This is a genomic window from Agromyces subbeticus DSM 16689, assembly GCF_000421565.1.
Lineage (GTDB): Bacteria > Actinomycetota > Actinomycetes > Actinomycetales > Microbacteriaceae > Agromyces > Agromyces subbeticus.
In genome coordinates this window covers 22,605-45,201 of sequence record NZ_ATXG01000012.1, presented here as the reverse complement: position 1 = coordinate 45,201, position 22,597 = coordinate 22,605, and the positions used below count along the sequence as shown (strand labels likewise).

At 69.8% G+C, this 22,597-nt stretch carries 26 protein-coding genes; 25 read left to right on the top strand and 1 reads right to left on the bottom strand.

What is annotated here, in order from left to right; genetic code table 11:
• The 15 genes from ptsP (at position 1) to glmM (ending at position 13,253) form a co-directional block, all read left to right on the top strand.
• Positions 1-1,683, top strand: coding sequence for a phosphoenolpyruvate--protein phosphotransferase (gene ptsP / locus H521_RS0115085; RefSeq protein ID WP_026482336.1), 1,683 nt, complete (start codon positions 1-3; stop codon positions 1,681-1,683).
• A 19-nt stretch (positions 1,684-1,702) separates the two neighbouring features.
• Positions 1,703-3,295 (top strand): PTS mannitol transporter subunit IIBC, encoded by a 1,593-nt coding sequence (locus tag H521_RS0115080; RefSeq protein ID WP_022893857.1) that lies wholly within the window; start codon positions 1,703-1,705, stop codon positions 3,293-3,295.
• A 30-nt stretch (positions 3,296-3,325) separates the two neighbouring features.
• Complete coding sequence (locus H521_RS26290; protein WP_022893856.1) at positions 3,326-3,766, top strand: PTS mannitol transporter subunit IIA; 441 nt, start codon at positions 3,326-3,328, stop codon at positions 3,764-3,766.
• On the top strand, positions 3,763-4,932 hold the full coding sequence (locus tag H521_RS0115070; protein WP_022893855.1) for a mannitol-1-phosphate 5-dehydrogenase: 1,170 nt from the start codon (positions 3,763-3,765) through the stop codon (positions 4,930-4,932). The genes H521_RS26290 and H521_RS0115070 overlap by 4 nt, the downstream gene beginning before the upstream one ends.
• A 180-nt stretch (positions 4,933-5,112) precedes the next feature.
• A complete protein-coding gene (gene infA / locus H521_RS0115060) occupies positions 5,113-5,334 on the top strand; it encodes a translation initiation factor IF-1 (protein ID WP_022893854.1) in 222 nt (73 codons plus the stop codon).
• A 67-nt stretch (positions 5,335-5,401) separates the two neighbouring features.
• Positions 5,402-5,518, top strand: coding sequence for a 50S ribosomal protein L36 (rpmJ, locus tag H521_RS0115055; RefSeq protein ID WP_022893853.1), 117 nt, complete (start codon positions 5,402-5,404; stop codon positions 5,516-5,518).
• A gap of 162 nt (positions 5,519-5,680) precedes the next feature.
• The gene (rpsM, locus tag H521_RS0115050) at positions 5,681-6,055 is read left to right on the top strand and encodes a 30S ribosomal protein S13 (RefSeq protein WP_022893852.1); all 375 of its coding nucleotides are present in this window, start codon (positions 5,681-5,683) and stop codon (positions 6,053-6,055) included.
• A gap of 43 nt (positions 6,056-6,098) precedes the next feature.
• Positions 6,099-6,497, top strand: coding sequence for a 30S ribosomal protein S11 (gene rpsK, locus H521_RS0115045; protein WP_022893851.1), 399 nt, complete (start codon positions 6,099-6,101; stop codon positions 6,495-6,497).
• Positions 6,498-6,674: 177 nt separating this feature from the next.
• Positions 6,675-7,661, top strand: a complete 987-nt coding sequence (locus H521_RS0115040) for a DNA-directed RNA polymerase subunit alpha (RefSeq protein WP_022893850.1) — start codon at positions 6,675-6,677, stop codon at positions 7,659-7,661.
• A 51-nt stretch (positions 7,662-7,712) separates the two neighbouring features.
• Complete coding sequence (gene rplQ, locus H521_RS0115035) at positions 7,713-8,258, top strand: 50S ribosomal protein L17 (protein ID WP_022893849.1); 546 nt, start codon at positions 7,713-7,715, stop codon at positions 8,256-8,258.
• A 112-nt stretch (positions 8,259-8,370) separates the two neighbouring features.
• Positions 8,371-9,705, top strand: a complete 1,335-nt coding sequence (locus H521_RS23680; protein ID WP_022893848.1) for an acyltransferase family protein — start codon at positions 8,371-8,373, stop codon at positions 9,703-9,705.
• A gap of 83 nt (positions 9,706-9,788) precedes the next feature.
• On the top strand, positions 9,789-10,742 hold the full coding sequence (gene truA, locus H521_RS23675) for a tRNA pseudouridine(38-40) synthase TruA (RefSeq protein WP_084512471.1): 954 nt from the start codon (positions 9,789-9,791) through the stop codon (positions 10,740-10,742).
• A 147-nt stretch (positions 10,743-10,889) separates the two neighbouring features.
• On the top strand, positions 10,890-11,336 hold the full coding sequence (gene rplM / locus H521_RS0115015; protein ID WP_022893846.1) for a 50S ribosomal protein L13: 447 nt from the start codon (positions 10,890-10,892) through the stop codon (positions 11,334-11,336).
• A 43-nt stretch (positions 11,337-11,379) separates the two neighbouring features.
• Positions 11,380-11,865: a 30S ribosomal protein S9 gene (gene rpsI / locus H521_RS0115010; protein WP_022893845.1), complete on the top strand. Its 486-nt coding sequence runs from the start codon at positions 11,380-11,382 to the stop codon at positions 11,863-11,865.
• 23 nt (positions 11,866-11,888) lie between these two features.
• On the top strand, positions 11,889-13,253 hold the full coding sequence (gene glmM / locus H521_RS0115005; protein WP_022893844.1) for a phosphoglucosamine mutase: 1,365 nt from the start codon (positions 11,889-11,891) through the stop codon (positions 13,251-13,253).
• A 76-nt stretch (positions 13,254-13,329) separates the two neighbouring features.
• Here glmM and coaA read toward each other — a convergent pair whose 3' ends face one another.
• Positions 13,330-14,286, bottom strand: coding sequence for a type I pantothenate kinase (gene coaA / locus H521_RS0115000; RefSeq protein WP_022893843.1), 957 nt, complete (start codon positions 14,284-14,286; stop codon positions 13,330-13,332).
• 124 nt (positions 14,287-14,410) lie between these two features.
• Here coaA and glmS point away from each other — a divergent pair, with 124 nt between their 5' ends.
• The 10 genes from glmS (at position 14,411) to H521_RS26285 (ending at position 22,595) form a co-directional block, all read left to right on the top strand.
• Positions 14,411-16,261, top strand: coding sequence for a glutamine--fructose-6-phosphate transaminase (isomerizing) (glmS, locus tag H521_RS0114995; RefSeq protein WP_022893842.1), 1,851 nt, complete (start codon positions 14,411-14,413; stop codon positions 16,259-16,261).
• A 22-nt stretch (positions 16,262-16,283) separates the two neighbouring features.
• A complete protein-coding gene (locus H521_RS0114990) occupies positions 16,284-16,673 on the top strand; it encodes a holo-ACP synthase (protein WP_022893841.1) in 390 nt (129 codons plus the stop codon).
• On the top strand, positions 16,670-17,815 hold the full coding sequence (alr, locus tag H521_RS0114985) for an alanine racemase (RefSeq protein WP_022893840.1): 1,146 nt from the start codon (positions 16,670-16,672) through the stop codon (positions 17,813-17,815). The genes H521_RS0114990 and alr overlap by 4 nt, the downstream gene beginning before the upstream one ends.
• A complete protein-coding gene (tsaE, locus tag H521_RS23670; RefSeq protein WP_022893839.1) occupies positions 17,815-18,348 on the top strand; it encodes a tRNA (adenosine(37)-N6)-threonylcarbamoyltransferase complex ATPase subunit type 1 TsaE in 534 nt (177 codons plus the stop codon). Before alr ends, tsaE begins: the two co-directional genes overlap by 1 nt.
• A gap of 10 nt (positions 18,349-18,358) precedes the next feature.
• The gene (gene tsaB, locus H521_RS0114975) at positions 18,359-18,994 is read left to right on the top strand and encodes a tRNA (adenosine(37)-N6)-threonylcarbamoyltransferase complex dimerization subunit type 1 TsaB (protein WP_022893838.1); all 636 of its coding nucleotides are present in this window, start codon (positions 18,359-18,361) and stop codon (positions 18,992-18,994) included.
• The gene (locus tag H521_RS23665) at positions 18,991-19,629 is read left to right on the top strand and encodes a GNAT family N-acetyltransferase (RefSeq protein WP_245561000.1); all 639 of its coding nucleotides are present in this window, start codon (positions 18,991-18,993) and stop codon (positions 19,627-19,629) included. The genes tsaB and H521_RS23665 overlap by 4 nt, the downstream gene beginning before the upstream one ends.
• A complete protein-coding gene (gene tsaD / locus H521_RS0114965) occupies positions 19,626-20,693 on the top strand; it encodes a tRNA (adenosine(37)-N6)-threonylcarbamoyltransferase complex transferase subunit TsaD (RefSeq protein ID WP_026482335.1) in 1,068 nt (355 codons plus the stop codon). The genes H521_RS23665 and tsaD overlap by 4 nt, the downstream gene beginning before the upstream one ends.
• A gap of 127 nt (positions 20,694-20,820) precedes the next feature.
• Positions 20,821-21,291, top strand: a complete 471-nt coding sequence (locus H521_RS0114960; RefSeq protein WP_022893837.1) for a DUF4190 domain-containing protein — start codon at positions 20,821-20,823, stop codon at positions 21,289-21,291.
• Positions 21,292-21,298: 7 nt separating this feature from the next.
• Positions 21,299-21,994, top strand: a complete 696-nt coding sequence (locus H521_RS23660) for a hypothetical protein (protein ID WP_022893836.1) — start codon at positions 21,299-21,301, stop codon at positions 21,992-21,994.
• A 10-nt stretch (positions 21,995-22,004) separates the two neighbouring features.
• Positions 22,005-22,595, top strand: coding sequence for a DUF4190 domain-containing protein (locus H521_RS26285; RefSeq protein ID WP_022893835.1), 591 nt, complete (start codon positions 22,005-22,007; stop codon positions 22,593-22,595).
• Positions 22,596-22,597 lie beyond the last annotated feature (2 nt).

The following is a 22,597-nucleotide window of genomic DNA, read 5'->3' as shown; positions in this document are numbered from 1 at the left end:
ATGATGGAGATCACGGGTACCGGCATCGGCCAAGGAGTTGCCGTCGGGCCGGTCGTGCGCATGGCGGAACGACTGCCGGAGCCGGTCGATCGACCGAGTCACCTCGATCCGGAGCGAGAGGGCGAGCGGGCGAGGGCCTCGCTCTCGGTCGTGGGCGCAGAGCTCGCCGCCCGGGGAGCGAAGGCCGGCGGCGCGGCGAAGGACGTGCTCGAGGCGCAGGCGATGATGGCCGAGGACCCGAGCCTCATCGAGGCGGTCACCACTCGCCTGGCGACCGGTGCCACCGCCGAGCGAGCGGTGTTCGAGGCGTTCGCCACGTATCGCGAGCTCCTCGCCGGCATGGGCGGGTACCTGGGTGAGCGCGCCGCCGACCTCGACGACATCTCGCAGCGCGTCATCGCGCACCTGCTGAAACTGCCTGCTCCGGGGGTGCCCGATCCCGGTCACCCGTTCATCCTCGTCGCCCGCGATCTCGCACCGGCCGACACGGCGACCCTCGACCTCGACAAGGTGCTCGGGCTGATCACCGTCGATGGCGGACCGACCTCGCACACGGCCATCCTCGCTCGTGAGAAGTCGATCGTCGCGGTGGTCGGGGCAGCGGATGCCGCCGGCCTCGCCGACGGTGACACCGTCGTCGTCGAGGCCGCACGTGGCGTCGTGACATCGGGCCCGACGCCGGAGCAGATCGCCGCCGCGAAGGCCGCCATCGCCGAACGGGCCGCGCAGACCGCCGTCGCGCCCACGCCGGGCGCTCTCGCCGACGGCACCGCGGTGCCGCTGCTCGCGAACCTCGGCTCGACCGACGGAGCCGCAGAAGCCATTCGACTCGGGGCGGAGGGCGTCGGCCTCTTCCGAACCGAGTTCCTCTTCCTCGACGCTGACGCCGCGCCGAGTGTGCGCGAGCAGCAGGCGCAGTACACGCGGCTGCTCACGGCGTTCGCCGGTCGGAAGGTCGTCGTGCGGGTGCTCGACGCCGGAGCCGACAAGCCGCTCTCGTTCCTCAACGACGCACCCGAGGAGAATCCCGCACTCGGTCTCCGCGGCATCCGGGCCCTGCGCCACTCCGAGGCGATCCTGCGCGAGCAATTGACCGCGCTCGCCGCGGCCGATGCAGCCACCGACGCAGAGCTCTGGGTCATGGCACCGATGATCGCGACGGTCGACGAGACGCGCTATTTCACCTCGCTCGCGAAGGAGCTCGGCATCAGGGTGGCCGGCGTGATGGTCGAGACCCCGTCGGCGGCGCTCATCGCCGGCCGCGTGCTCGGTGCGTGCGACTTCGCCTCGATCGGCACGAACGACCTCACCCAGTACACGATGGCCGCCGATCGACTGCTCGGCACGGTCGCCGCACTGCAGAACCCCTGGCATCCCGCGGTGCTCCGCCTCATCGCCGAGGTCGGCGCTGCAGGGGCCGAACTCGGCAAGCCCGTCGGCATCTGCGGCGAGGCTGCCGCCGACCCCCTGCTCGCGGTCGTGCTCGTCGGCCTCGGCGCCACGAGCCTGTCGATGTCACCGTCGGCACTCGCAGATGTCCGCGCCTCCCTCGCGCGGTACAGCCTGAGCGATGCGCAAGCGCTCGCCCAGGCAGCCCTGGCCGCTGAGGGAGCGGCCGAAGCCAGAGCGGCGGCAGACGCCGCCGCCACCGACATCACCTCGGCGCGGGAAGCCGCGTCGTGAACTCGAGAGAGGCGCCATCATGACAACGACGTCGCACACCGACACGAAGCGGCCCGGGGGAGCCCGCGTCGCCGTCCAGAAATTCGGCACGTTCCTGAGCGGCATGATCATGCCGAACATCGCGGCATTCATCGCATGGGGGTTCATCACCGCACTGTTCATCGCCACCGGATGGTGGCCGAACGGCATCCTCGGCGGCTTCGGTGACGCAGATGCGATCGGCTGGCCGGGTGCCATGACGGCGCTCGCGCAGGGCGACGACGGCGCGACCTTCCAGCAGTACGTCGGGCTGGTCGGACCGATGATCACCTACCTGCTGCCACTGCTCATCGCCAACACCGGCGGCCGTATGGTGTACGGCGAACGCGGCGGCGTCGTGGCCTCGATCGCCACGGTCGGCGTCATCGTCGGCACGAACATCCCGATGTTCCTCGGTGCGATGATCATGGGTCCGCTCGCGGCCTGGATCATGAAGAAGGTCGACTCCATCTGGGACCAGAAGATCAAGGCCGGCTTCGAGATGCTGGTCAACAACTTCTCGGCCGGCATCCTCGGCATGCTGCTCGCGATCGCGGGATTCTTCGGCTTCGGCCCGGCCGTCGCGTGGATCAGTCAGGCACTCGGCGCGATCGTCGACTGGCTGGTGGCGCTCTCGCTCCTGCCGCTGCTCAGCATCGTCGTGGAGCCCGCGAAGGTGCTCTTCCTGAACAACGCCATCAACCACGGCGTGTTCACGCCGATCGGCACCGAGCAGGCCCTCGAGACGGGCAAGTCGATCCTGTTCCTCGTCGAGGCCAACCCCGGTCCGGGCCTCGGCATCCTCCTCGCGTTCAGCTTCTTCGGCATCGGAGCAGCACGGGCGAGCGCGCCCGGCGCGATCATCATCCAGTTCTTCGGCGGCATCCATGAGATCTACTTCCCGTACGTGCTCATGAAGCCCGCACTCATCGCTGCGGCGATCCTCGGCGGAATGACGGGCGTCGCGACGAACGCACTGTTCGGCAGCGGGCTGCGCGCCCCGGCCGCACCGGGCAGCATCATCGCCGTGCTGATCCAAACCGCCAGTGACAGTTACGTCGGCGTGATCCTCTCGGTCGTGCTCGCGACGACGGTGTCCTTCCTCGTGGCGTCGGTGATCCTGAGGGCCGGTCGCAAGCGTGATCTCGAGAACGCGAACGCCGGCGACCTCAGCGCGGCGATCGCGCAGACCGAGGCGAACAAGGGCAAGTCCTCGACCGTGCTCGGCAACCTCGCCGCGGAGGGCGCCGCTGCCGGCGGTGCGCTCCTCGTCGAGGGGGAGGCCGCGGCATTCGAACGGGCCCCCATTCGCACGATCATCTTCGCCTGCGACGCCGGAATGGGATCGAGCGCGATGGGCGCGACGGTGCTGCGCAACAAGATCAAGAAGGCGGGCATCGACAGCGTCGACGTCACCAATCGGGCCATCGCGAACCTCACCGACGACGTCGACCTCGTGATCACCCACCAGGACCTCACCGATCGCGCGCGGCTGCAATCGCCGAGTGCTCTGCACATCTCGGTCGACAACTTCATGAACTCGCCGAAGTACGAAGAGATCGTGCACCTGCTGCAATCCGAAGGCGTTCGCTGAACGGCGATCGCTGACAGAAAGGAAGAGCCCATGGCCGAACAGATCCTCTCTCCCGAGAACGTGCGACTCGCACCGGCGCCGGCCGACCGAGACGAGGCGATCCGCGCCGCCGGGCGCATCCTCGTCGACGCCGGCGCCGTGCGAGCCGACTACCTCGAGTCGATGCTCGAGCGAGAGGCATCCGTCTCGACCTACATGGGCAACCTCCTCGCCATCCCGCACGGCACGAACGAGGGCAAAGACGCGATCCTGCGCTCGGCGCTCTCGTTCGTGCGGTACGACGAGCCGGTCGACTGGGGCGGCGACCCGGTGCGCTTCGTCGTCGGCATCGCGGGGCGCGACAACGAGCACCTCGAGATCCTCTCGAAGATTGCGATCATCTTCTCCGATGACGACGCCGTGCAGGCGCTCGTCGACGCCGCGTCGGCGGAGGAGATCTTCGCGCTGCTCTCCGAGGTCAACGACTCGTGAAGGCGGTGCACTTCGGCGCGGGCAATATCGGGCGCGGCTTCGTCGGGCTGCTGCTGCACGAGGCCGGATACGAGGTCGTGTTCGCCGACGTGAATGCCGAGCTCATCGACCGGCTCGCGGCATCCGGCCACTACACGGTGCACGAGGTGGGCGCCGGAGCCGTCGATCACGTCGTCGACCGTTACCGAGCCGTGAACAGCGCGACGGATGCCGCCGCGCTCGCCACCGAGCTCGAGACCGCCGATCTCGCGACCACCGCGGTCGGACCGACGATCCTCCGATTCATCGCGCCGCATCTCGTGGCGGCGCTCAGGGCCCGGCCTGCTGATGCCCCGCCGCTGATCATCATGGCCTGCGAGAACGCGATCAACGCGACCGACCTGCTCCGCGACGAGATCTCCGCGCTGTCGGACCCCGATGAGTGGCCCGCGCTCGCGGCCCGCGCGGTCTTCGCGAACACGGCGGTCGATCGGATCGTGCCGGGGCAGGCACCAGGCGCAGGGCTCGACGTCACGGTCGAGACCTTCTTCGAATGGGCGATCGAGCGACCGCCGTTCGGTGCGCTCGCGCCCGAGATCCCGGGCGCGCATTTCGTCGCCGACCTCGCGCCGTACATCGAGCGCAAGCTCTTCACGGTGAACACCGGACACGCGGCGGCCGCATACTTCGGGTTCCTCGCGGGGCACGAGCGCATCAGCGAGGCACTCGCCGACGAGGCGGTCGCGCGAGCCGTGGAGCAGGTGCTCGATGAGACCTCGGCCCTCATCGTCGCGAAGCACGACTTCGGCGAGGCCGATCAGGCCGCGTACCGAGCCGAGATCCTCGAGCGATTCCGCAACCCCGAGCTCCCCGACACCGTCGAACGGGTCGGACGGCAGCCGCTTCGCAAACTCGGCCGCCGCGAACGCTTCATCGGTCCTGCCGCCGAGCTCGCCGTTCGCGGTCTGCCCGTCGACTGGCTCCTCGCGGCCGTCGGGGCCGCCCTGCGGTTCGACGTGCCGGCCGACCCCGAGAGCGCCGAGTTGCGGGCGCTGCTCGCTGCCGGCGATGCCGGCGCTCCCGGGTACGCTCGGGAACTCGTGCAGACGGTGACCGGCATCGAAGCCGGGCATCCGCTCGAGGCAGGGCTCATTGCCGCCTTCGAGGAGGCGCGGTCGGCCGCGTGACGCGTGGCTCGCGCGGCATCCGTGGCTCAACTGGCGAAATCGCTCCGAATCGCCTAGAGTTGACCCTTGGTGCTCTGCACGCCTGCTTCGGCATGCCTGTCGGCCTGTTCCGAAGGGATTCGGTGCAGCTCGAGCATCATCGCACGACCAGCATCCCCAACTCCAAGCGATAGTGAGGCTATGGCCAAGAAAGACGGCGTCATCGAGATTGAAGGCTCGGTCACCGAGGCCCTCCCGAACGCGATGTTCCGGGTGGAACTCACCAACGGGCACAAGGTCCTCGCGCACATCTCGGGAAAGATGCGCCAGCACTACATCCGCATCCTCCCCGGAGACCGCGTGATCGTCGAGCTGAGCCCATACGACCTGACGCGCGGCCGCATCGTCTACCGCTACAAGTAGGGGCTGTCCGGAAAGTAACGGCCCGCGACATCTCGCGGGTACGAAGACAGCGAAACAAGGAACAATCGTGAAGGTCAACCCCAGCGTCAAGCCCATCTGCGACCACTGCAAGGTGATTCGCCGCCACGGCAACGTCATGGTCATCTGCAAGTCGAACCCGCGCCACAAGCAGCGCCAGGGCTAGTCGGCAGATGTCGGGGCGCAGCGCGCCCCGCTTCCCACAACTGAACAGCACGGCAGCACCAGAACCGCGAGCATCCGAAGGATGCCACGGGGACACCTCGGGTCGGAGGCCCGAGCACCGGTGCTGCTCCACACCTCCACTTCGAAACAGGAGAAGCCACACATGGCACGTCTGGCAGGAGTCGACATCCCGCGCGAGAAGCGCGTGGAGATCGCACTGACTTACATCTACGGCGTCGGCCGCACGCGAGCGCTCACCACGCTCGCCGAGACCGACATCGACGGAAACATCCGCGTGAAGGACCTCAGCGACGACCAGCTCATCGCCCTTCGCGACTACATCGAGGCCAACTTCAAGGTTGAGGGTGACCTCCGCCGCGAGGTGGCCGCCGACATCCGCCGCAAGGTCGAGATCGGCTCCTACGAGGGCATCCGCCACCGTCGCGGTCTCCCGGTCCGAGGACAGCGCACCAAGACAAACGCTCGCACCCGCAAGGGCCCGAAGCGCACCGTGGCCGGCAAGAAGAAGGCTCGCTAGGCCTCGGCCGGCGATCCAGCGCCTCTAGGATTCAGGAGAAATCATGGCAGCACCCAAGGCGGCAGCTCGCAAGCCGCGCAAGAAGGAAAAGAAGAACATCGCAGTGGGCCAGGCCCACATCAAGTCGACGTTCAACAACACGATCGTCTCGATCACCGACACCAACGGTGCCGTGATCAGCTGGGCCTCCTCCGGTGGCGTCGGCTTCAAGGGCTCGCGCAAGTCGACCCCGTTCGCCGCGCAGCTGGCCGCCGAATCGGCCGCCCGCCAGGCGCAGGAGCACGGCATGAAGAAGGTCGACGTCTTCGTCAAGGGCCCCGGCTCGGGCCGCGAGACCGCGATCCGCTCGCTTCAGGCCGCAGGCCTCGAGGTCGGCAGCATCAACGACGTGACGCCCCAGGCGCACAACGGATGCCGTCCGCCGAAGCGTCGCCGCGTCTGATTCACCCCGCCGGTCGAGCAGGGCGCTTCGCGCCCGGCTCGGTCACCCAGCGGCATCCGCTGGGGTCGAAGCGGCCCTGACGGGCCTGCTCGGCCGGCGACACGTTCTCTCACACAACTCAAGATCCTCGTACTCGCAGGTGTCATATAGCGGACACCCTGCCGAAAGGAATCAACAGTGCTGATCGCACAGCGCCCGACGCTCACCGAAGAGAACATCTCGGAGTTCCGTTCGCGTTTCGTGATCGAGCCCCTCGAGCCGGGCTTCGGTTACACCCTGGGCAACTCGCTCCGTCGCACCCTCCTCTCCTCGATCCCCGGCGCAGCCGTGACGAGCATCCGCATCGACGGCGTGCTCCACGAGTTCTCGACCGTTCCGGGCGTGAAGGAGGATGTCACCGAGATCATCCTCAACATCAAGAACCTGGTCGTCTCCAGCGAGCACGACGAGCCGATCACCGCCTACCTGCGCAAGCAGGGCGCCGGTGAGGTCACCGCCGCCGACATCTCGGCTCCGGCCGGCGTCGAGGTGCACAACCCCGAGCTCGTCATCGCGACGCTCAACGACTCGGCGAAGTTCGAGCTCGAGCTCACGATCGAGCGCGGCCGCGGCTACGTCTCGGCCAGCCAGAACCGCAACGAGTACTCGGAGGCCGGCCAGATCCCGGTCGACTCGATCTACTCGCCGGTGCTCAAGGTCACCTACCGCGTCGAGGCCACTCGTGCCGGCGAGCGCACCGACTTCGACCGCCTCGTGGTCGACGTCGAGTCGAAGCCCGCCATCACGCCGCGCGACGCGATCGCCTCGGCAGGCCGCACGCTCACCGAGCTGTTCGGTCTGGCCCGCGAGCTGAACACCGCGGCAGAGGGCATCGAGATCGGCCCCGCGCCGGTCGACGCCGTGCTCTCGAGCGAGCTCTCGATTCCGATCGAAGACCTCGACCTGTCGGTGCGCAGCTACAACTGCCTGAAGCGCGAGGGCATCAACACGGTGTCCGAGCTCGTCGCCCTGTCGGAGTCGCAGCTCATGAACATCCGCAACTTCGGCCAGAAGTCGGTGGATGAGGTCAAGGACAAGCTCACCGAAATGGGTCTGTCGCTCAAGGATTCGGTCCCCGGATTCGACGGCGCCCACTTCTACACGGGCTTCGACGACGAGAACTAGGCTGACCCCCGCGGTCGCCCACCAACCCCCACCTACTGGAGAGAACGAACCATGCCGAAGCCCACGAAGGGCCCCCGCCTCGGAGGCGGCCCCGCCCACGAGCGGTTGATGCTCGCGAACCTCGCTGCTGCGCTGTTCACGCACAAGCGCATCACCACCACCGAGACGAAGGCCAAGCGCCTCCGTCCGCTCGCCGAGCGTCTGGTGACGTTCGGCAAGCGCGGCGACCTGCACGCGCGCCGTCGCGTGCTCGGCGTCATCGGCGACAAGACCGTCGTGCACGAGCTGTTCACGGTCATCGCACCCCAGGTCGCCGACCGTGAGGGCGGCTACACCCGCATCACGAAGATCGGCAACCGCAAGGGCGACAACGCGCCCATGGCGGTCATCGAGCTCGTGCTCGAGCCCGTGACGCCCAAGAAGCGCGCCGCGAAGCCGGCCGCCGCCGAGGCGCCCGTCGTCGAGGAGGCTCCGGCCGAGGTCGTCGAGGAGGCTCCGGCCGAGGTCGTCGAGGAGACCGAGGTCGAGGCGACCGAGGCTGCAGAGACCGAAGCGGCGGCTGAAGAGGCCACCGCTGACGAGGCCGCCAAGGCGTAACTCGCGACATCCGCACGAACGGGTCCCGTTGTCCACAGCGACACGGGGCCCGTTCGCGTTTCTGCCAGACTCGTGCTCGTCGCCCGGCACGCGGGCTCGAGAGGGTGGCTGCATGTCCGTACTCCGCGTTCCGGTCGACCGCGACCTGTCGATCGATTTCGCCCGCGCCCTGTGTCTGCCGGTCGTGGTGCTGCTGCACGCGCTGCAGATGGGCATCGGCGGCACGCCGCTCCGTGCGTTCAACGCCCTCGATGGCTTCGAGCCGCTCGCCTGGGCGACGTGGCCGCTCATGATCATGCCGGTGTTCTTCATCTGCGGCGGCTTCGCGGCGATCACCCAGTGGCGGCGGTTGCGGGGCCACGGCGAGACGGTGGCTCACTACGTGCGGTTGCGGGCGATCCGGCTCGCCCGCCCGGTGATCGCGGTGACGGCGGCGGTGGGGCTCGTGCTCGGCGCGATGCTCGCCGGTGGTGCCGAATACGAGTTCGTGCGCACCTTCGCGGTGCGCCTCGCCGAACCGTTGTGGTTCATCCCGGTGTACATCGCCTGCACGGCGCTCGTGCCCGTCATGTCGACGCTGCACCGGCACGCGCCGTGGGCCGCGTACCTCGGCCTCGCGGGGGCCGTCGTCGCCGTCGACGTGGCGACCCGTGCGGCCGGCCTGCCGGTCGGTGCGCTGAACTGGCTGTTCGTGTGGCTCTTCGCGCAGCAGCTGGGCTTCGGGCTGCGCGACGGCTGGTTCGCCAGGCGTTCGCGCCTCGTGCTCGTGGCGATGGCAGCCGGCAGTTACGGCGTGATCGCCGTGCTCGTCGTCGTGTTCGGCTACTCGCACGACATGCTCGACAACCTGAACCCGCCGACGCTCTGCATCCTCGCGCTCGCCCTCGGGCAGGTGTCGCTCTTCGCGATCGCGCAGCCGACGATCCGCCGCGCGATGCAGCACCGCGCGCTCCTCGGTGCTGTTGTCGTCTTCGGCGTCTACGGCATGGTCATCTACCTCTGGCACACCTTCGCGATGGCGGTCGTCGTGGCCGGCCAGTCGTTGCTCGGTCTCGCGTTCCCGCCGGTGCTGTCTCCGGCCTGGTGGGCCACGCGTCCCTTCTGGATCCTCGCCATCGCCGTGGTCGTCGCGCTCTGCTGCCTCGTCGTGCCGAAGCTCGAGGCGCGGTGGCCCGCTCCGGTCGAGCGGCGAACCCCGCTCGCCGTGGTCGTCGGCTGCACGATCATCGCCATCGCCGGGGTCGGCATCATCCTCACTCAGGGCTACCTGCCGTGGCAGGTCGGCGTCAGCGGGTGGTTGCTCGTGACCGGGGGAGTCATCGCGCTCACCGTCGGCGGACCCGGCGCGCGCCCGGCCATTGCCGACGACGTCGGCGTGGGTGACGCGACGACGCCGGTTCGTGGCGCGACCGCCGACGGCGAGGCGGACTCTAGGCTGGTGCGGTGACGGAACGAACGGATGCCGCGGGCGCGCTCCTGCCCGCGAGCGATTCTGCAGGCGCGGCCGAGGCGACCGCTTCTGCCGACGCGATGGGCTCCGGCGACACCGAAGCGCCGTTCGTGCGACTCCGGCTCGCCGTCGCCTACGACGGCTCGGGCTTCAACGGTTGGAGTCGCCAGCCTGGGCAGCGCACCGTGCAGGGCGTGCTCGAGACCGCCCTCGCCACGCTCTTCCGGCGCACCGGGGTGGCCCCCCGGCTCACGGTCGCGGGTCGCACCGACGCCGGCGTGCACGCGTCCGGCCAGGTCGCGCACCTCGACGTTCCGGCCGCGGCGCTGCGTGCCGTGACACGGCCCCGTCGCGGACACCCCGAGCAGGCGACGGATGCCTCGCGTGTGCTGGCACGACGCTTGACCGGCATTCTCGGCACCGATTCCGACGTCGTCGTGCATCGCATCGACCAGGCCCCACCGGGGTTCGATGCGCGTTTCTCGGCACTCTGGCGCCGATACGAGTACCGCATCGCCGATGCGTCCGCTCGGCGCGACCCGCTCGAACGCCACCGCACCGTGGTCGTGCCGAGACAGCTCGATGTCGACGCGATGACGACGGCGGTCGACCTGCTCGTCGGGCTCCACGACTTCGCCGCGTACTGCAAGCCGCGGGCGGGCGCCACGACGATCCGAACCCTGCAGGCGTATCGCTGGAGCCGCGACGCTGACGGCGTGCTCGTGGCGTCGCTGCAGGCCGACGCCTTCTGCCATTCGATGGTGCGTGCGCTCATCGGCGCCGCCGTGGCGGTCGGAGAGGGGCGCCTCGACGCCGAGGCGCCAGCGCGATTGCTGCAGGCGCGGGAGCGCACGAGCGAGTTCATGGTGATGGCTGCCAAGGGCCTCGTGCTCACCGAGGTTGGCTATCCCGACGATCACGAACTCGAGACGCGCGCAGCGCTGACCCGCGCGCGCCGCGAACTGCGCATCGCAGGTGTCGTCGATGTGCGTCACGCAGCGCCGGATCCAGGCGACGGCGACCTTGCCGGTTAAACTCTGGTAATGTAGGCCCTTGGTGTCGTCCTCTGCGGCGGCATCCGAAGTTGAGCCCTCCACCAGGGCGTTCGAACGCATCGCGGGCGAACTCCCTACCGGAGTGGGATTCACGAACCCCTCACTCGAACAGAAAGCAGCACTTCCGTGACGCGCACTTTCACTCCCAAGCCGTCCGACATCCAGCACGACTGGGTCGTCATCGACGCAACCGACATCGTGCTCGGTCGCCTCGCGAGCCACACTGCAGCCCTGCTGCGTGGCAAGCACAAGGCGATCTTCGCGAACCACATGGACACCGGTGACTTCGTCATCATCGTCAACGCCGACAAGGTGGCCCTGACCGGCCAGAAGCTCGAGCAGAAGAAGGCTTACCGCCACTCCGGTTACCCGGGTGGGCTCACGGCCGTCAGCTACGCCGAACTCCTCGAGAAGAACCCCGTCCGCGCCGTCGAGAAGGCGATCCGCGGCATGCTCCCGAAGAACTCGATCGGTCGGGCCCAGCTGAAGAAGCTGAAGGTCTACACCGGACCGGAGCACCCGCACTCGGCTCAGCAGCCGAAGCCGTACACCCTCACCCAGGTCGCCCAGTAATTCCGGCACCCTCGACGTTCTCGAAATAAGGATTCACACCACCATGGCGAAGATCGCAGACCAGATCGAAGCGGCTCCCGAGAGCTACACGACCGAGAGCACCCCTGAGGCCGCTCCCAGCACCCCGCGCCCCGTGCTCACCGTTCCCGGTGCTGCCGTCGGCCGTCGCAAGCAGGCCATCGCCCGTGCGCGCCTCGTTCCCGGCGCCGGCAGCATCACGGTCAACGGCCGCGAGCTCGCGGCGTACTTCCCGAACAAGCTGCACCAGCAGCTCATCACCGACCCGTTCACCGTGCTCGAGCTCACGGGCTCGTACGACGTGGTCGCGAAGATCACGGGCGGCGGCCCCTCGGGCCAGGCCGGCGCGCTGCGCCTCGCCATCGCCCGTGCGCTGAACGAGATCGACCGCGAGAACAATCGTGCGACGCTCAAGAAGTCGGGCTTCCTCACGCGTGACGCTCGCGTGATCGAGCGCAAGAAGGCGGGTCTCAAGAAGGCCCGCAAGGCTCCTCAGTTCTCGAAGCGCTGATTTCAGCCCCCGGTTCTCCGTAGATGCCTCGGCTATTCGGAACCGACGGGGTCCGGGGCCTGGCCAACCGTGAACTCACGGCTGACCTGGCCCTGGGCCTCGCCCAAGCGGCTGCCGCCGTGCTCACGCAGGGTCGGCACGCCGAAGAACTCCGCGCCGCCGGACGTCGGCCCGTCGCCGTCGTCGCGCGCGACCCGCGGGTCTCCGGCGAGTTCCTCACCGCCGCCGTCTCGGCAGGACTCGCGAGCTCGGGTGTCGACGTGCTCGACGCCGGCGTCATCCCGACTCCCGCAACGGCGTACCTGATCGATTCGATCCATGCCGACTTCGGCGTGATGATCTCGGCGTCGCACAACCCGGCGCCCGACAACGGCATCAAGTTCTTCTCCTTCGGCGGCACGAAGCTGCCCGACGAGGTCGAAGACCGCATCGAGTCCTTCCTGGGCCGCCAGAAGCTGGCCCCCGTCGGTGACGGTGTCGGCCGCATCCGTCGCTTCGCCGACGCCGAAGACCGCTACGTCGTGCACCTGCTGGGCACCCTGCCCCACCGCCTCAACGGCGTGAAGGTCGTGCTCGACTGCGCCCACGGCGCCGCGGCCGGCGTCTCACCCCAGACCTTCAAAGACGCGGGGGCCGAGGTCGTCGTGATCGGGGCCGACCCCGACGGCATGAACATCAACGACGGTGTGGGTTCCACGCATCTCGAGAAGCTGCAGGCCGCGGTGCTCGAGCACCACGCCGACCTCGGCATCGCCCACGACGGCGACGCCGATCGATGCCTCGCCGTCGACGCTGACGGCAACATCATCGACGGAGACCGCATCATGGCGATCCTCGCCGTGTCGATGAAGGAGCGCGGCACGCTCACCGACGACACGCTCGTCGTGACCGTGATGTCGAACCTCGGCCTGCGCCGGGCGATGGCCGAGCACGGCATCCGCGTCGTCGAGACGAAGGTCGGCGACCGCTACGTGCTCGAGGCCCTCGCGGCAGAGGGGCTCGCCCTCGGCGGCGAGCAGTCGGGTCACGTCATCATGAGCGAATTCGCGACGACCGGCGACGGCGTGCTGACCGGCCTGCACCTCGCGGCCGAGATGGCCCGCACCGGCAAGACCATCGCCGAGCTCGCCTCGGTCATGACGGTCTATCCGCAAGTGCTCGTGAACGTACGAGGCGTCGATCATCACGCGCTCGGCGACGATTCCGTCATCGCCGATGCCGTCGCCGCGGTCGAGGCCGAACTCGGCGACTCCGGTCGGGTGCTGCTCCGCCCTTCAGGCACCGAGCCGATGGTTCGGGTCATGGTCGAGGCGGCCGAGCAAGACATCGCCGAACGCCACGCCGAAACACTCGCCGCCGTTGTGCGCGAGCGTCTCGCGATCGCCTGACCCTCCGCTCCCGCGCGACGCCTGCCGAGGAGCGATACTCGCTGCGCGGGCGACCAAGCCGGTGCGGCCCATGCGTTCAGAGCTTGCGCAGCAGCACGCTCGACACCGTGTGGTCCGAGCCCTTGCGCAGCACGAGCGAGGCGCGCGACCGCGTGGGGCGGATGTTCTGCAGCAGGTTCGGCTCGTTGATCGAGTGCCAGATCTCGCGAGCTCGGGCGCGCGCCTCTGCCTCGGTGAGGCTCGCGTAGCGGTGGAAGTACGAGCGCGGATTCGCGAACGCCCCGCGCTGCAGCTTCAGGAACCGCTCCTCGTACCACCGCGCGATGTCGCTCGTGCGGGCATCGACGTAGATCGTGAAGTCGAACAGGTCGCTCACCGCCAGCCGGTGGCCGGGCCCTGGCGGCTGCAGCACGTTCAGGCCCTCGACGATGAGCACGTCGGGGCGTCGCACGGTGACCTGCGCGTCAGTGACGATGTCGTACGCCAGATGCGAGTAGAAGGGTGCGCGCACCTCGGCCGCACCCGCCTTCACCTCGCTCACGAAGCGCAGCAGCGACCGTCGGTCGTACGACTCCGGAAACCCCTTGCGCGCCATGAGGCCGCGCCGTTCGAGCTCGGCGTTGGGAAACAGGAAGCCGTCGGTCGTGATGAGTTCGACGCGAGGGGTGTGCTCCCAGCGGGCGAGGAGTTCGCGCAGCAGGCGCGCGATGGTCGACTTGCCGACCGCGACCGAGCCGGCGACGCCGATGACGAACGGCGTCGACTCGACGCGCTCGCGCAGGAATTCGCTCGTCACGTTGTGCAGCGACTTGGTGCCTCCGACATAGAGGTTCAGCAGCCGACTCAGCGGCAGGTACACCTCGGCGACCTCGCGCGGGTCGAGCGGTTCGCCGAGCCCGCGCAGCTGCACGATCTCGGTGTCGCGGAGGGGTGACGGCATCGACGGCGCGAGCGCGGCCCAGTCGGCCCGGTCGAGTTCGATGAACGGGGAGATCTGCGGCGCGTGCGACGACGGACTCTGCTGATCGGGCACCGTGCCAGTGTAGTCAGGCGCCCCCGGCAGACGAGGAACGAAGGGCGCTCCGCTGACGCTCGTCGAACCCGCGTCGGGTGGGCGGAGGGCGAGCGCACAGCGTCACGCCAGTACAATCGCACCCATGTGTGGAATCGTCGGATACGTCGGAGAGCGCAACAGCCTCGACGTCCTAATGGGAGGCCTTCGTCGCCTCGAGTACCGTGGCTACGACTCGGCGGGAGTGGCGATCGTCGATGACGACGGCACGATCGAGACCGCGAAGCGGGCCGGAAAGCTGCAGGTGCTCGCCGATGAGCTCGAGGCGAACCCGCTGCACCACGGCACCACGGGCATCGGCCACACCCGGTGGGCCACGCACGGCGGGCCGACCGACCGCAACGCGCACCCGCACTTGGGCGACGAGGGGCGCCTCGCGCTCATCCACAACGGCATCATCGAGAACTTCTCCGAGCTGCGAGACGAACTGCTCGCCGAGGGCTTCGCCTTCGAGAGCGAGACCGACACCGAGGTCGCCGCAGTGCTCCTCGGCAAGGAGTACCGGTCGACGGGCGATCTGCGCGAGGCGTTCCGCAACACGGTCTCGCGGCTCGACGGCGCCTTCACGCTGCTCGCCGTGCACCGCGACCAGCCCGGCGTGGTGGTCGGCGCCCGGCGCAACTCACCGCTCGTCATCGGCCTCGGCGACGGCGAGAACTTCCTGGGATCGGATGTCGCGGCCTTCGTCGAGTACACGAAGCGCGCTCTCGCGATCGGCCAGGACCAGATCGTGACCATCACCGCCGCCGACGTCGTGGTGACCGACTTCGACGGCCAGCCGGTCGAGGTCGAGCCGTTCGACGTCGCGTGGGACGCGTCCGCCGCTGAGAAGGGCGGCTGGTCGTCGTTCATGCGCAAGGAGGTCTCGGAGCAGCCCGAGGCCGTCGCGAAGACGTTGCTCGGCCGCGTCGTCGACGACCAGGTCGTGATTCCCGAGCTCGAGTCGTTCGGCGATGAGGAACTCCGCGGCATCCGTCGCATCACCGTGATCGCATGCGGCACCGCCGCGTACGCGGGCATGGTCGCGAAGTACGCGATCGAGCAGTGGGCGCGAGTGCCCGTCGAGGTCGAGCTGAGCCACGAGTTCCGCTACCGCGAGCCCGTGCTCGACGATCACACGCTCGTGGTGTCGATCAGCCAGTCGGGCGAGACCATGGACACGCTGATGGCCGTGAAGTACGCCCGCGAGCAGGGTGCGCGCACGATCTCGATATGCAACACCCAGGGCGCCACGATCCCCCGCGAGTCCGACGCGGTGGTCTACACGCACGCCGGGCCCGAGGTCGCGGTGGCGTCGACGAAGGCCTTCGTCGCGCAGATCGCCGCGCTCTACCTCTTCGGCCTGCACCTCGCGCGCGTGCGCGGCACGCTGTCGGCCGAGGAGCTCGCCGTGCAACTGCACGAACTGCAGGCGGTTCCCGAGAAGCTCGAAACCGTGCTCGCCGAATCCGAGAAGGTCGCGCAGCTCGCGCACTGGATGGCCGACACGCGTTCCGTGCTCTTCCTCGGCCGCCATGTCGGGTACCCGATCGCGCTCGAGGGCGCGCTGAAGCTCAAGGAGCTCGCCTACATCCACGCCGAGGGGTTCGCAGCCGGCGAGCTCAAGCACGGCCCGATCGCGCTCATCGAACCGGGCCAGCCCGTCTTCGTCGTCGTGCCGAGCCCGCGTGGTTCGGCGACGCTGCACCCGAAGGTCGTCTCGAACATCCAGGAGATCCGCGCCCGGGGTGCTCGCGTCATCGCGATCGCCGAGGCCGGCGATGCCGCGGTGCTGCCGTTCGCCGACGAGGTGCTGCGCATCCCGCTCGCCGCGCCGCTCTTCGAGCCGCTCCTCGCGGTCGTGCCACTGCAGATCTTCGCGATGGAGCTCTCGCAGGCGAAGGGCCTCGACGTCGACCAGCCGCGCAACCTCGCGAAGTCGGTCACGGTCGAGTGAGCCGCAGGCCGGGGGTGGCGCGGTGATCGCGGGTATCGGCATCGACGTCGTCGACATCGACCGTTTCGAGCGGTCGCTGACGCGCACCCCGGCGCTTCGCGAACGCTTGTTCGCCGAGAGCGAACGCGATCGCCCGGCTCGCTCGCTCGCCGCGAGATTCGCGGCGAAGGAGGCGCTGATCAAGGCGCTCGGCGGCAACCCCGTCATCCGATGGCACGACATGCGCGTGGTGCAAGACGAGCACGGCAATCCCGACTTCGAGCTGTCTGGAGCGATCGCCGAGCTCACCCGTGACCTCGGCATCCAACGGGTGCACGTCACCATGAGTCACGATGCCGGCATCGCGAGCGCGTTCGTCGTGCTCGAGACCGGGCCGGCGACCGGGACGACCGGGAATGGGAGCGCAGCATGAGCAGCACGGCGGATGCCGCCGAGCGCCCGTTCCGCGAAGCGCTCGTCGACCTCGGCGCGGTGAGCGAGAACGTCGCCGTGCTCGCCGCGGTCGTCGCCCCTGCGCTGACGATGGCGGTCGTGAAGGCCAACGCGTACGGCCATGGCGCGGTGCCGGTCGCCCGAGCGGCGCTCGCCGGCGGCGCCGACTGGCTCGGGGTGGCCGACCTCGACGAGGCGCACGAACTCCGTGACGCAGGCATCGACGCACCGCTCCTCGCCTGGCTGCACGACCCCGCCGCCGCGTTCGCGCCGGCGATCGACCGGGGCATCGACCTCGGCGTCTCCTCGCTCCGGCAGCTGCAGGCGATCGCGGATGCCGCGGCATCCGTCGATCGCATCGCAGCGGTGCACCTGAAGCTCGACACGGGCCTCAGCCGCAGCGGCGTCGCTCCCGAGCAATGGGGCGAGGCGACCGCGCTCGCCGCACAGCTCGAGCGGACCGGCCGCCTCAGGGTGCGCGGCATCTTCAGCCACCTCGCGAACACCTCGGCCGCAGAAGACGCCAAGCAGCTCGCGGCCTTCGAGCTCGGTCTCGAGCAGGCCGCGACGGCCGGGCTGCGCGCAGAGGTGCGCCACCTCGCCTCGACGGCCGCCGCGCTGCGACTGCCCGCGGCTCGGTTCGACCTCGTGCGCATCGGCATCGGCGTGTATGGGGTGCCGCCCTTCGGGGACGGCACGACGGCCGCCGACCTCGGACTGCGCCCCGCGATGACCCTTCGTGCGCGCGTCGCAGCGGTGCGCAGGGTCGAGGCGGGCACCGGCGTCTCCTACGGCCACGTCTGGCGCGCCGACCGAGCCTCGAACCTGGCGCTCGTGCCGCTCGGCTACGCCGACGGAGTTCCCCGCCAGGCGTCTGGGCGCGCCGAGGTCTGGTTGGCCGGAGCACGCCGGCCGGTCGTCGGCCGCATCGCGATGGACCAGTTCGTCGTCGATCTCGGCGACGATCACGCCGAGGTGGGCGACGAGGTCGTGCTCTTCGGCGACCCCGAGCACGGCGTGCCGTCGGCCGACGACTGGGGCGACGCCGCAGGCACGATCGGCTACGAGATCGTCACCCGCATCGGGCCGCGCGTGCCGCGTCGCTACGTGGGCGGCGCGTGATGCGGCTCGACGTCGTCGACACTCCGGCGATGGAGGCGTTCGGTCGCGAGCTCGGTGCGGCGCTGCGGGCGGGCGACATCGTGGTGCTGACCGGACCGCTCGGCGCCGGCAAGACCACCCTCACTCGCGGCATCGGCGCGGGCCTCGGCGTGCGCGGGCCGGTGCAGAGCCCGACCTTCGTGCTCGCGCGAACGCATCCGAACCTCGTCGGCGGTGCGCCGCTCGTGCACGTCGACGCGTACCGGCTCGGCAGTGCGGCGCTGCTCGACGATCTCGATCTCGACTTCGAGCGATCAGTCGTCGTCGTCGAATGGGGGGCGGGGCTCGTCGAGGCGGTCACGGATTCCTGGCTCGAGGTCGTCATCGAGCGGCCGACCGGGGCACGGGGCGCCCAGTTCGCGGGGCCGGCCGACGCTGTCGATGCAGCGGATGCCTCGGGCGATGCCGATCTCGACGCCGACGAGCCGCGCATCGTGACCGTCACGGGAATCGGGCCGCGCTGGGCGGACACCCCGTACGCCGCGCCCGCGTAGGCTTGATGGCATGCTCCTCGCGATCGACACCTCGACGGGCACGAGTGTCGCCGTCGTCGATCGCGACCGCGCCACGGGCGAACTGCGCTGCCTCGCCGAGACCGGCACCGACGACACCATGCGTCACGCCGAGGTGATCGGCGGCTTCATCCGCGATGCCCTCGCGAGCGCAGGCGTGCGTCCCGCTGCCCTCTCGGGGGTCGCGGCAGGCATGGGACCCGGACCGTTCACCGGGCTGCGGGTCGGCATCGCGGCCGCGCACGCGTTCGTCCTCGGCATCGACCGGCCCTTCGTTCCCGTCGTGAGCCACGACGCGATCGCGCTGACGCGGTACCACGCCGGTGATACGGGCGCACTGCAGGTGGTCACCGATGCGCGGCGACGCGAGTTCGCGGTGTCCGACTACGACGGCCTCGACGCCGACGGGCTCCCCGTGCGGGTCGGCGGCCCGGGGCTCGTGCCCCGCGACGAGGTGCCGGCCGCGCGCGGCATCCGCTTCGACGCCGCGATCGTCTCGGCCGCAGCCGTCGGCATGCTCGCAGAGCTCGCCTTCGCCGCCGGCCGCCTGCCCCTCACCGCCGACCGGCCGATCTACCTGCGCGCGCCCGACGTGACACCGTCGGCCGGCAAGAAGGTGCTGCGATGAGCGTGTTCATGCGGCGAGCGACGGTCGCCGATCTCGAGCGCATCATGGTGCTCGAGCGAGCGACGTTCGAAGCCGATGCCTGGCCCGAAGACGCGATGCGTCGTGAGATCGAGAGCGAGCACGGCTACTACCTCGTCGCGGTCGACGATCGACTCGAGGCCGCGCGCGATGCCGCGGCCGATGGCGGCACCGAGGGCACCGACGGCACCGGCGGCACCGAGGCTGCTGCGGATTCCGCTGCCGGTCTGCTCGGCTACGCCGGCCTCCTGGCGCCGGCCGGCGGCGGTCAGGGCGACGTGCAGACGATCGCCGTCGCTCCGTCGACTCGGGGCATCGGCCTCGGCCGTGCGCTCATGCACGCGCTCATCACCGAGGCCAGGAGGCGGCACGTCGCCGAGATCTTCCTCGAAGTGCGCGCCGACAACCCGATCGCCCGGGCGCTCTACGATTCGCTCGGCTTCGAGCAGATCGGCGTGCGACCGCGCTACTACCGCGGCGGCATCGACGCCGTGCACATGCGGTTGACCGTGCCGCCGGCGGTCACGCGACCGGCCGACGCCGGACCGCCGAGCAGCACGGCGTCCGCCACCCGCCGCGCGCACGGCGCCGACCTCGGCACTGGAGCGACCCCGTGAACCGCGACGCCCCGCTCATCCTCGGCATCGAGACCTCGTGCGACGAGACCGGTGTCGGCATCGTTCGCGGCACGACACTGCTCGCGAACGCGATCGCCTCCTCGATGGAGGAGCACGCGCGCTACGGCGGCGTCGTGCCCGAGGTCGCCGCTCGAGCCCACCTCGAGGCGCTCGGGCCGACGATCCGGGCGGCGCTCGACGAGGCATCCGTCACGCTCGCCGATCTCGACGCGATCGCCGTGACGAGCGGCCCTGGTCTCGCGGGCGCACTCATGGTCGGCGTGGGCGCGGCCAAGGCGCTCGCCCTGTCGCTCGACGTGCCGATCTACGGCGTGAACCACCTCGTCGGCCACGTCGGCGCCGACCTGCTCGACACCGCGGCCCCGCTCGAGACGCCGACCGTGGCGTTGCTCGTGTCGGGCGGGCACACCTCGCTCCTGCTCGTGCGCGACCTCGTCTCCGACGTCGAGCTGCTCGGCGAGACGATCGACGACGCCGCGGGCGAGGCGTTCGACAAGGTGGCGCGACTGCTCCGCCTGCCCTATCCGGGCGGACCCGAGATCGATCGTGCCGCGATCGGCGGCGACGCCCGCGCCATCCGATTCCCCCGCGGACTCACGCAGCCGAAAGACCAGGCCGCTCACCGCTACGACTTCAGCTTCTCGGGGCTCAAGACCTCGGTCGCGAGATGGGTCGAGCAACGGGAGGCGGCGGGCGAGCCCGTGCCGCTGGCCGACGTCGCTGCGAGCTTCCGCGAAGCGGTGGTCGACGTGCTCGTCACCAAGGCCGTCGCCGCGTGCACCGAGCTCGGCGTGCCGCGACTGCTCCTCGGCGGAGGCGTCGTCGCGAACACCCGGTTGCGCGAAGTGGCGACCGAGCGAGCGGATGCCGCGGGCATCGCGCTGCGCATTCCGCCGCTGTCGCTCTGCACCGACAACGGCGCGATGATCGCCGCGCTCGGGGCGCAACTCGTGATGGCCGGGCATCCGCCGTCCACCCTCGACTTCGGCGCGGACTCGACGCTGCCGGCGACCGAGATCCGCGTGGCAGCCGAGCCCGCGTAATCCGTGCGCCCCCGCGCGCAGCGCGATAGTGTGATCGATGAGACCGGATGCCGCCGTCGTTGACAGCGCCCGGGAGCGCCTGCCATCGTGGCGGGGTCGCATTCCACAGCATCGAGGGGAACACACCGTGACCGATCCGAACCTTCCTGAGCAGCCCGCCGCAGTGCCGCCGGTGCCGCCGGCCGCGCCGCCCGCCCCTCCTGCTGCGCCGCCCGCCCCTGCCGCGCCCGAGGCTCCCGCCTACGGTGCACCACAGGCAGCCGCGGCACCGCCCGCTCCGGGCTACGGTCAGCCGGCACCTGCGGCACCCGCCTACGGAACCGCTCCGGCCAAGCCCGCTCAGGTGCTCAGCATCCTGTCGCTCGTCGGCGGCATCGTCGGCCTCGTGGGTTCGTTCTTCTACTTCGGCCTGCTGTTCTCGATCGCAGCCGTGGTGCTCGGCTTCATCGCGAAGAAGAAGGAGCCGGCCTCGAAGGGCATGTGGCTGACGGGCATCATCCTCGGCTTCGTCGGCATCCTCATCGGCGTGATCTTCATCATCATCGCGATCATCGCCTTCGCCGTGCTCGCGAACTACGGCACGACGTACGGATACTGAGACCGTCATGACTGATCCCAAGAACCCCGACCGCCCCGAGGCGCCCGGCCTTCCTGACGTGCCGGGCGAACCCGAGACGCCGAGCGTTCCCGAGCCCCAGATCCCGAGCGCGCCCGAGCCCGAGATCCCGAGCGCGCCCGAGCCCGTCGTGCCGGTCGACGCTGCCTCAGCGGCTCCTGCAGCTTCGGCGCCCGACGTGCCCGACGTGCCTTCGGCACCCGAGCTGCCTGCCGCGCCCGAGCCGCCTGCGCCCCCGGCACCGCCTGCGGCGCCGAGCTACGGGGCTGCGACTCCGCCTCCGCCTCCGGCTCCCGCCTACGGGTCTCCGGCCCAGCCCGCCTACGGCGCCCCTCAGGCTCCCTACGGGGCTCCGGCTCAGGCCGCCTACGGCGCGCCGGCCTACGGCACCACGGCGCCGAGCAAGGCGACCCCGGTGCTCAGCCTGATCTCGCTGATCGCGGGCATCGTCGGCCTGATCGGGTTCTTCGTGGTCTTCATTCCGTTCGTCGGCGGCATCATGCAGCTCTTCATTCCCGGTGCTGCCGTCGTGCTCGGCTTCCTCGGCAAGAAGAAGGAGCCGGCCGCCAAGGGCATGTGGCTGACCGGCATCATCCTCGGCTTCGTCGGCATCGGCATGGCGCTGCTCTCGTTCGTGCTGTGGGGCGTTGCCTTCGCGGGCTACGACAGCTACTACGGGTACTGAGGAGTCGTCCATGGCTGAGCGCGAGGGGGTTTCGCCCGACGGCGAGACCCCCGACCGCTTGCCGGGGGCGCGAAGCGCCGAGCCGAGTGCCGCGCCCGAATCCGCGCCGTCCGCGCCTGCACCGGCGCCAGCGCCAGCGCCAGCGCATCGAGCGCCGGCAGACGACGAACGAACCGCGCCGCTCGAACCGCTCGCCCCGTTCCAGCCGGCCGAGCCGACATTCCGGGCCGATCCTGCCGTGCGCGAGTACGAAGTGCCGTTCGACACCGGTCAGCTGAGGTCGATCTCGACCGGGCAGCTCCTCATCGTGCACCGCCCAGGCACCGATGTCACCCAGGCGGTCGAGGAGCAGACCCAGCGCCGGGCGTTCAGCTGGGTTGCCGCGGTCATCGGCACGATCGGCGCCATCGCCTCGTTGTTCGTCGGCTGGATGCTGCCACTCTCGATCGCCGCGATCGTCTTCGGCGTGCTCGGCCTACGTCGCGAGGAGCGCGGACGCACGCTCGCCTTCGTCGGCATCGGAACCGGCCTCGCCGGGCTCGTGTTCTCAGCCGTCTGGATCGGCTACTACGCGATCGTGTTCGGTGCGCTCCCGAACTGACG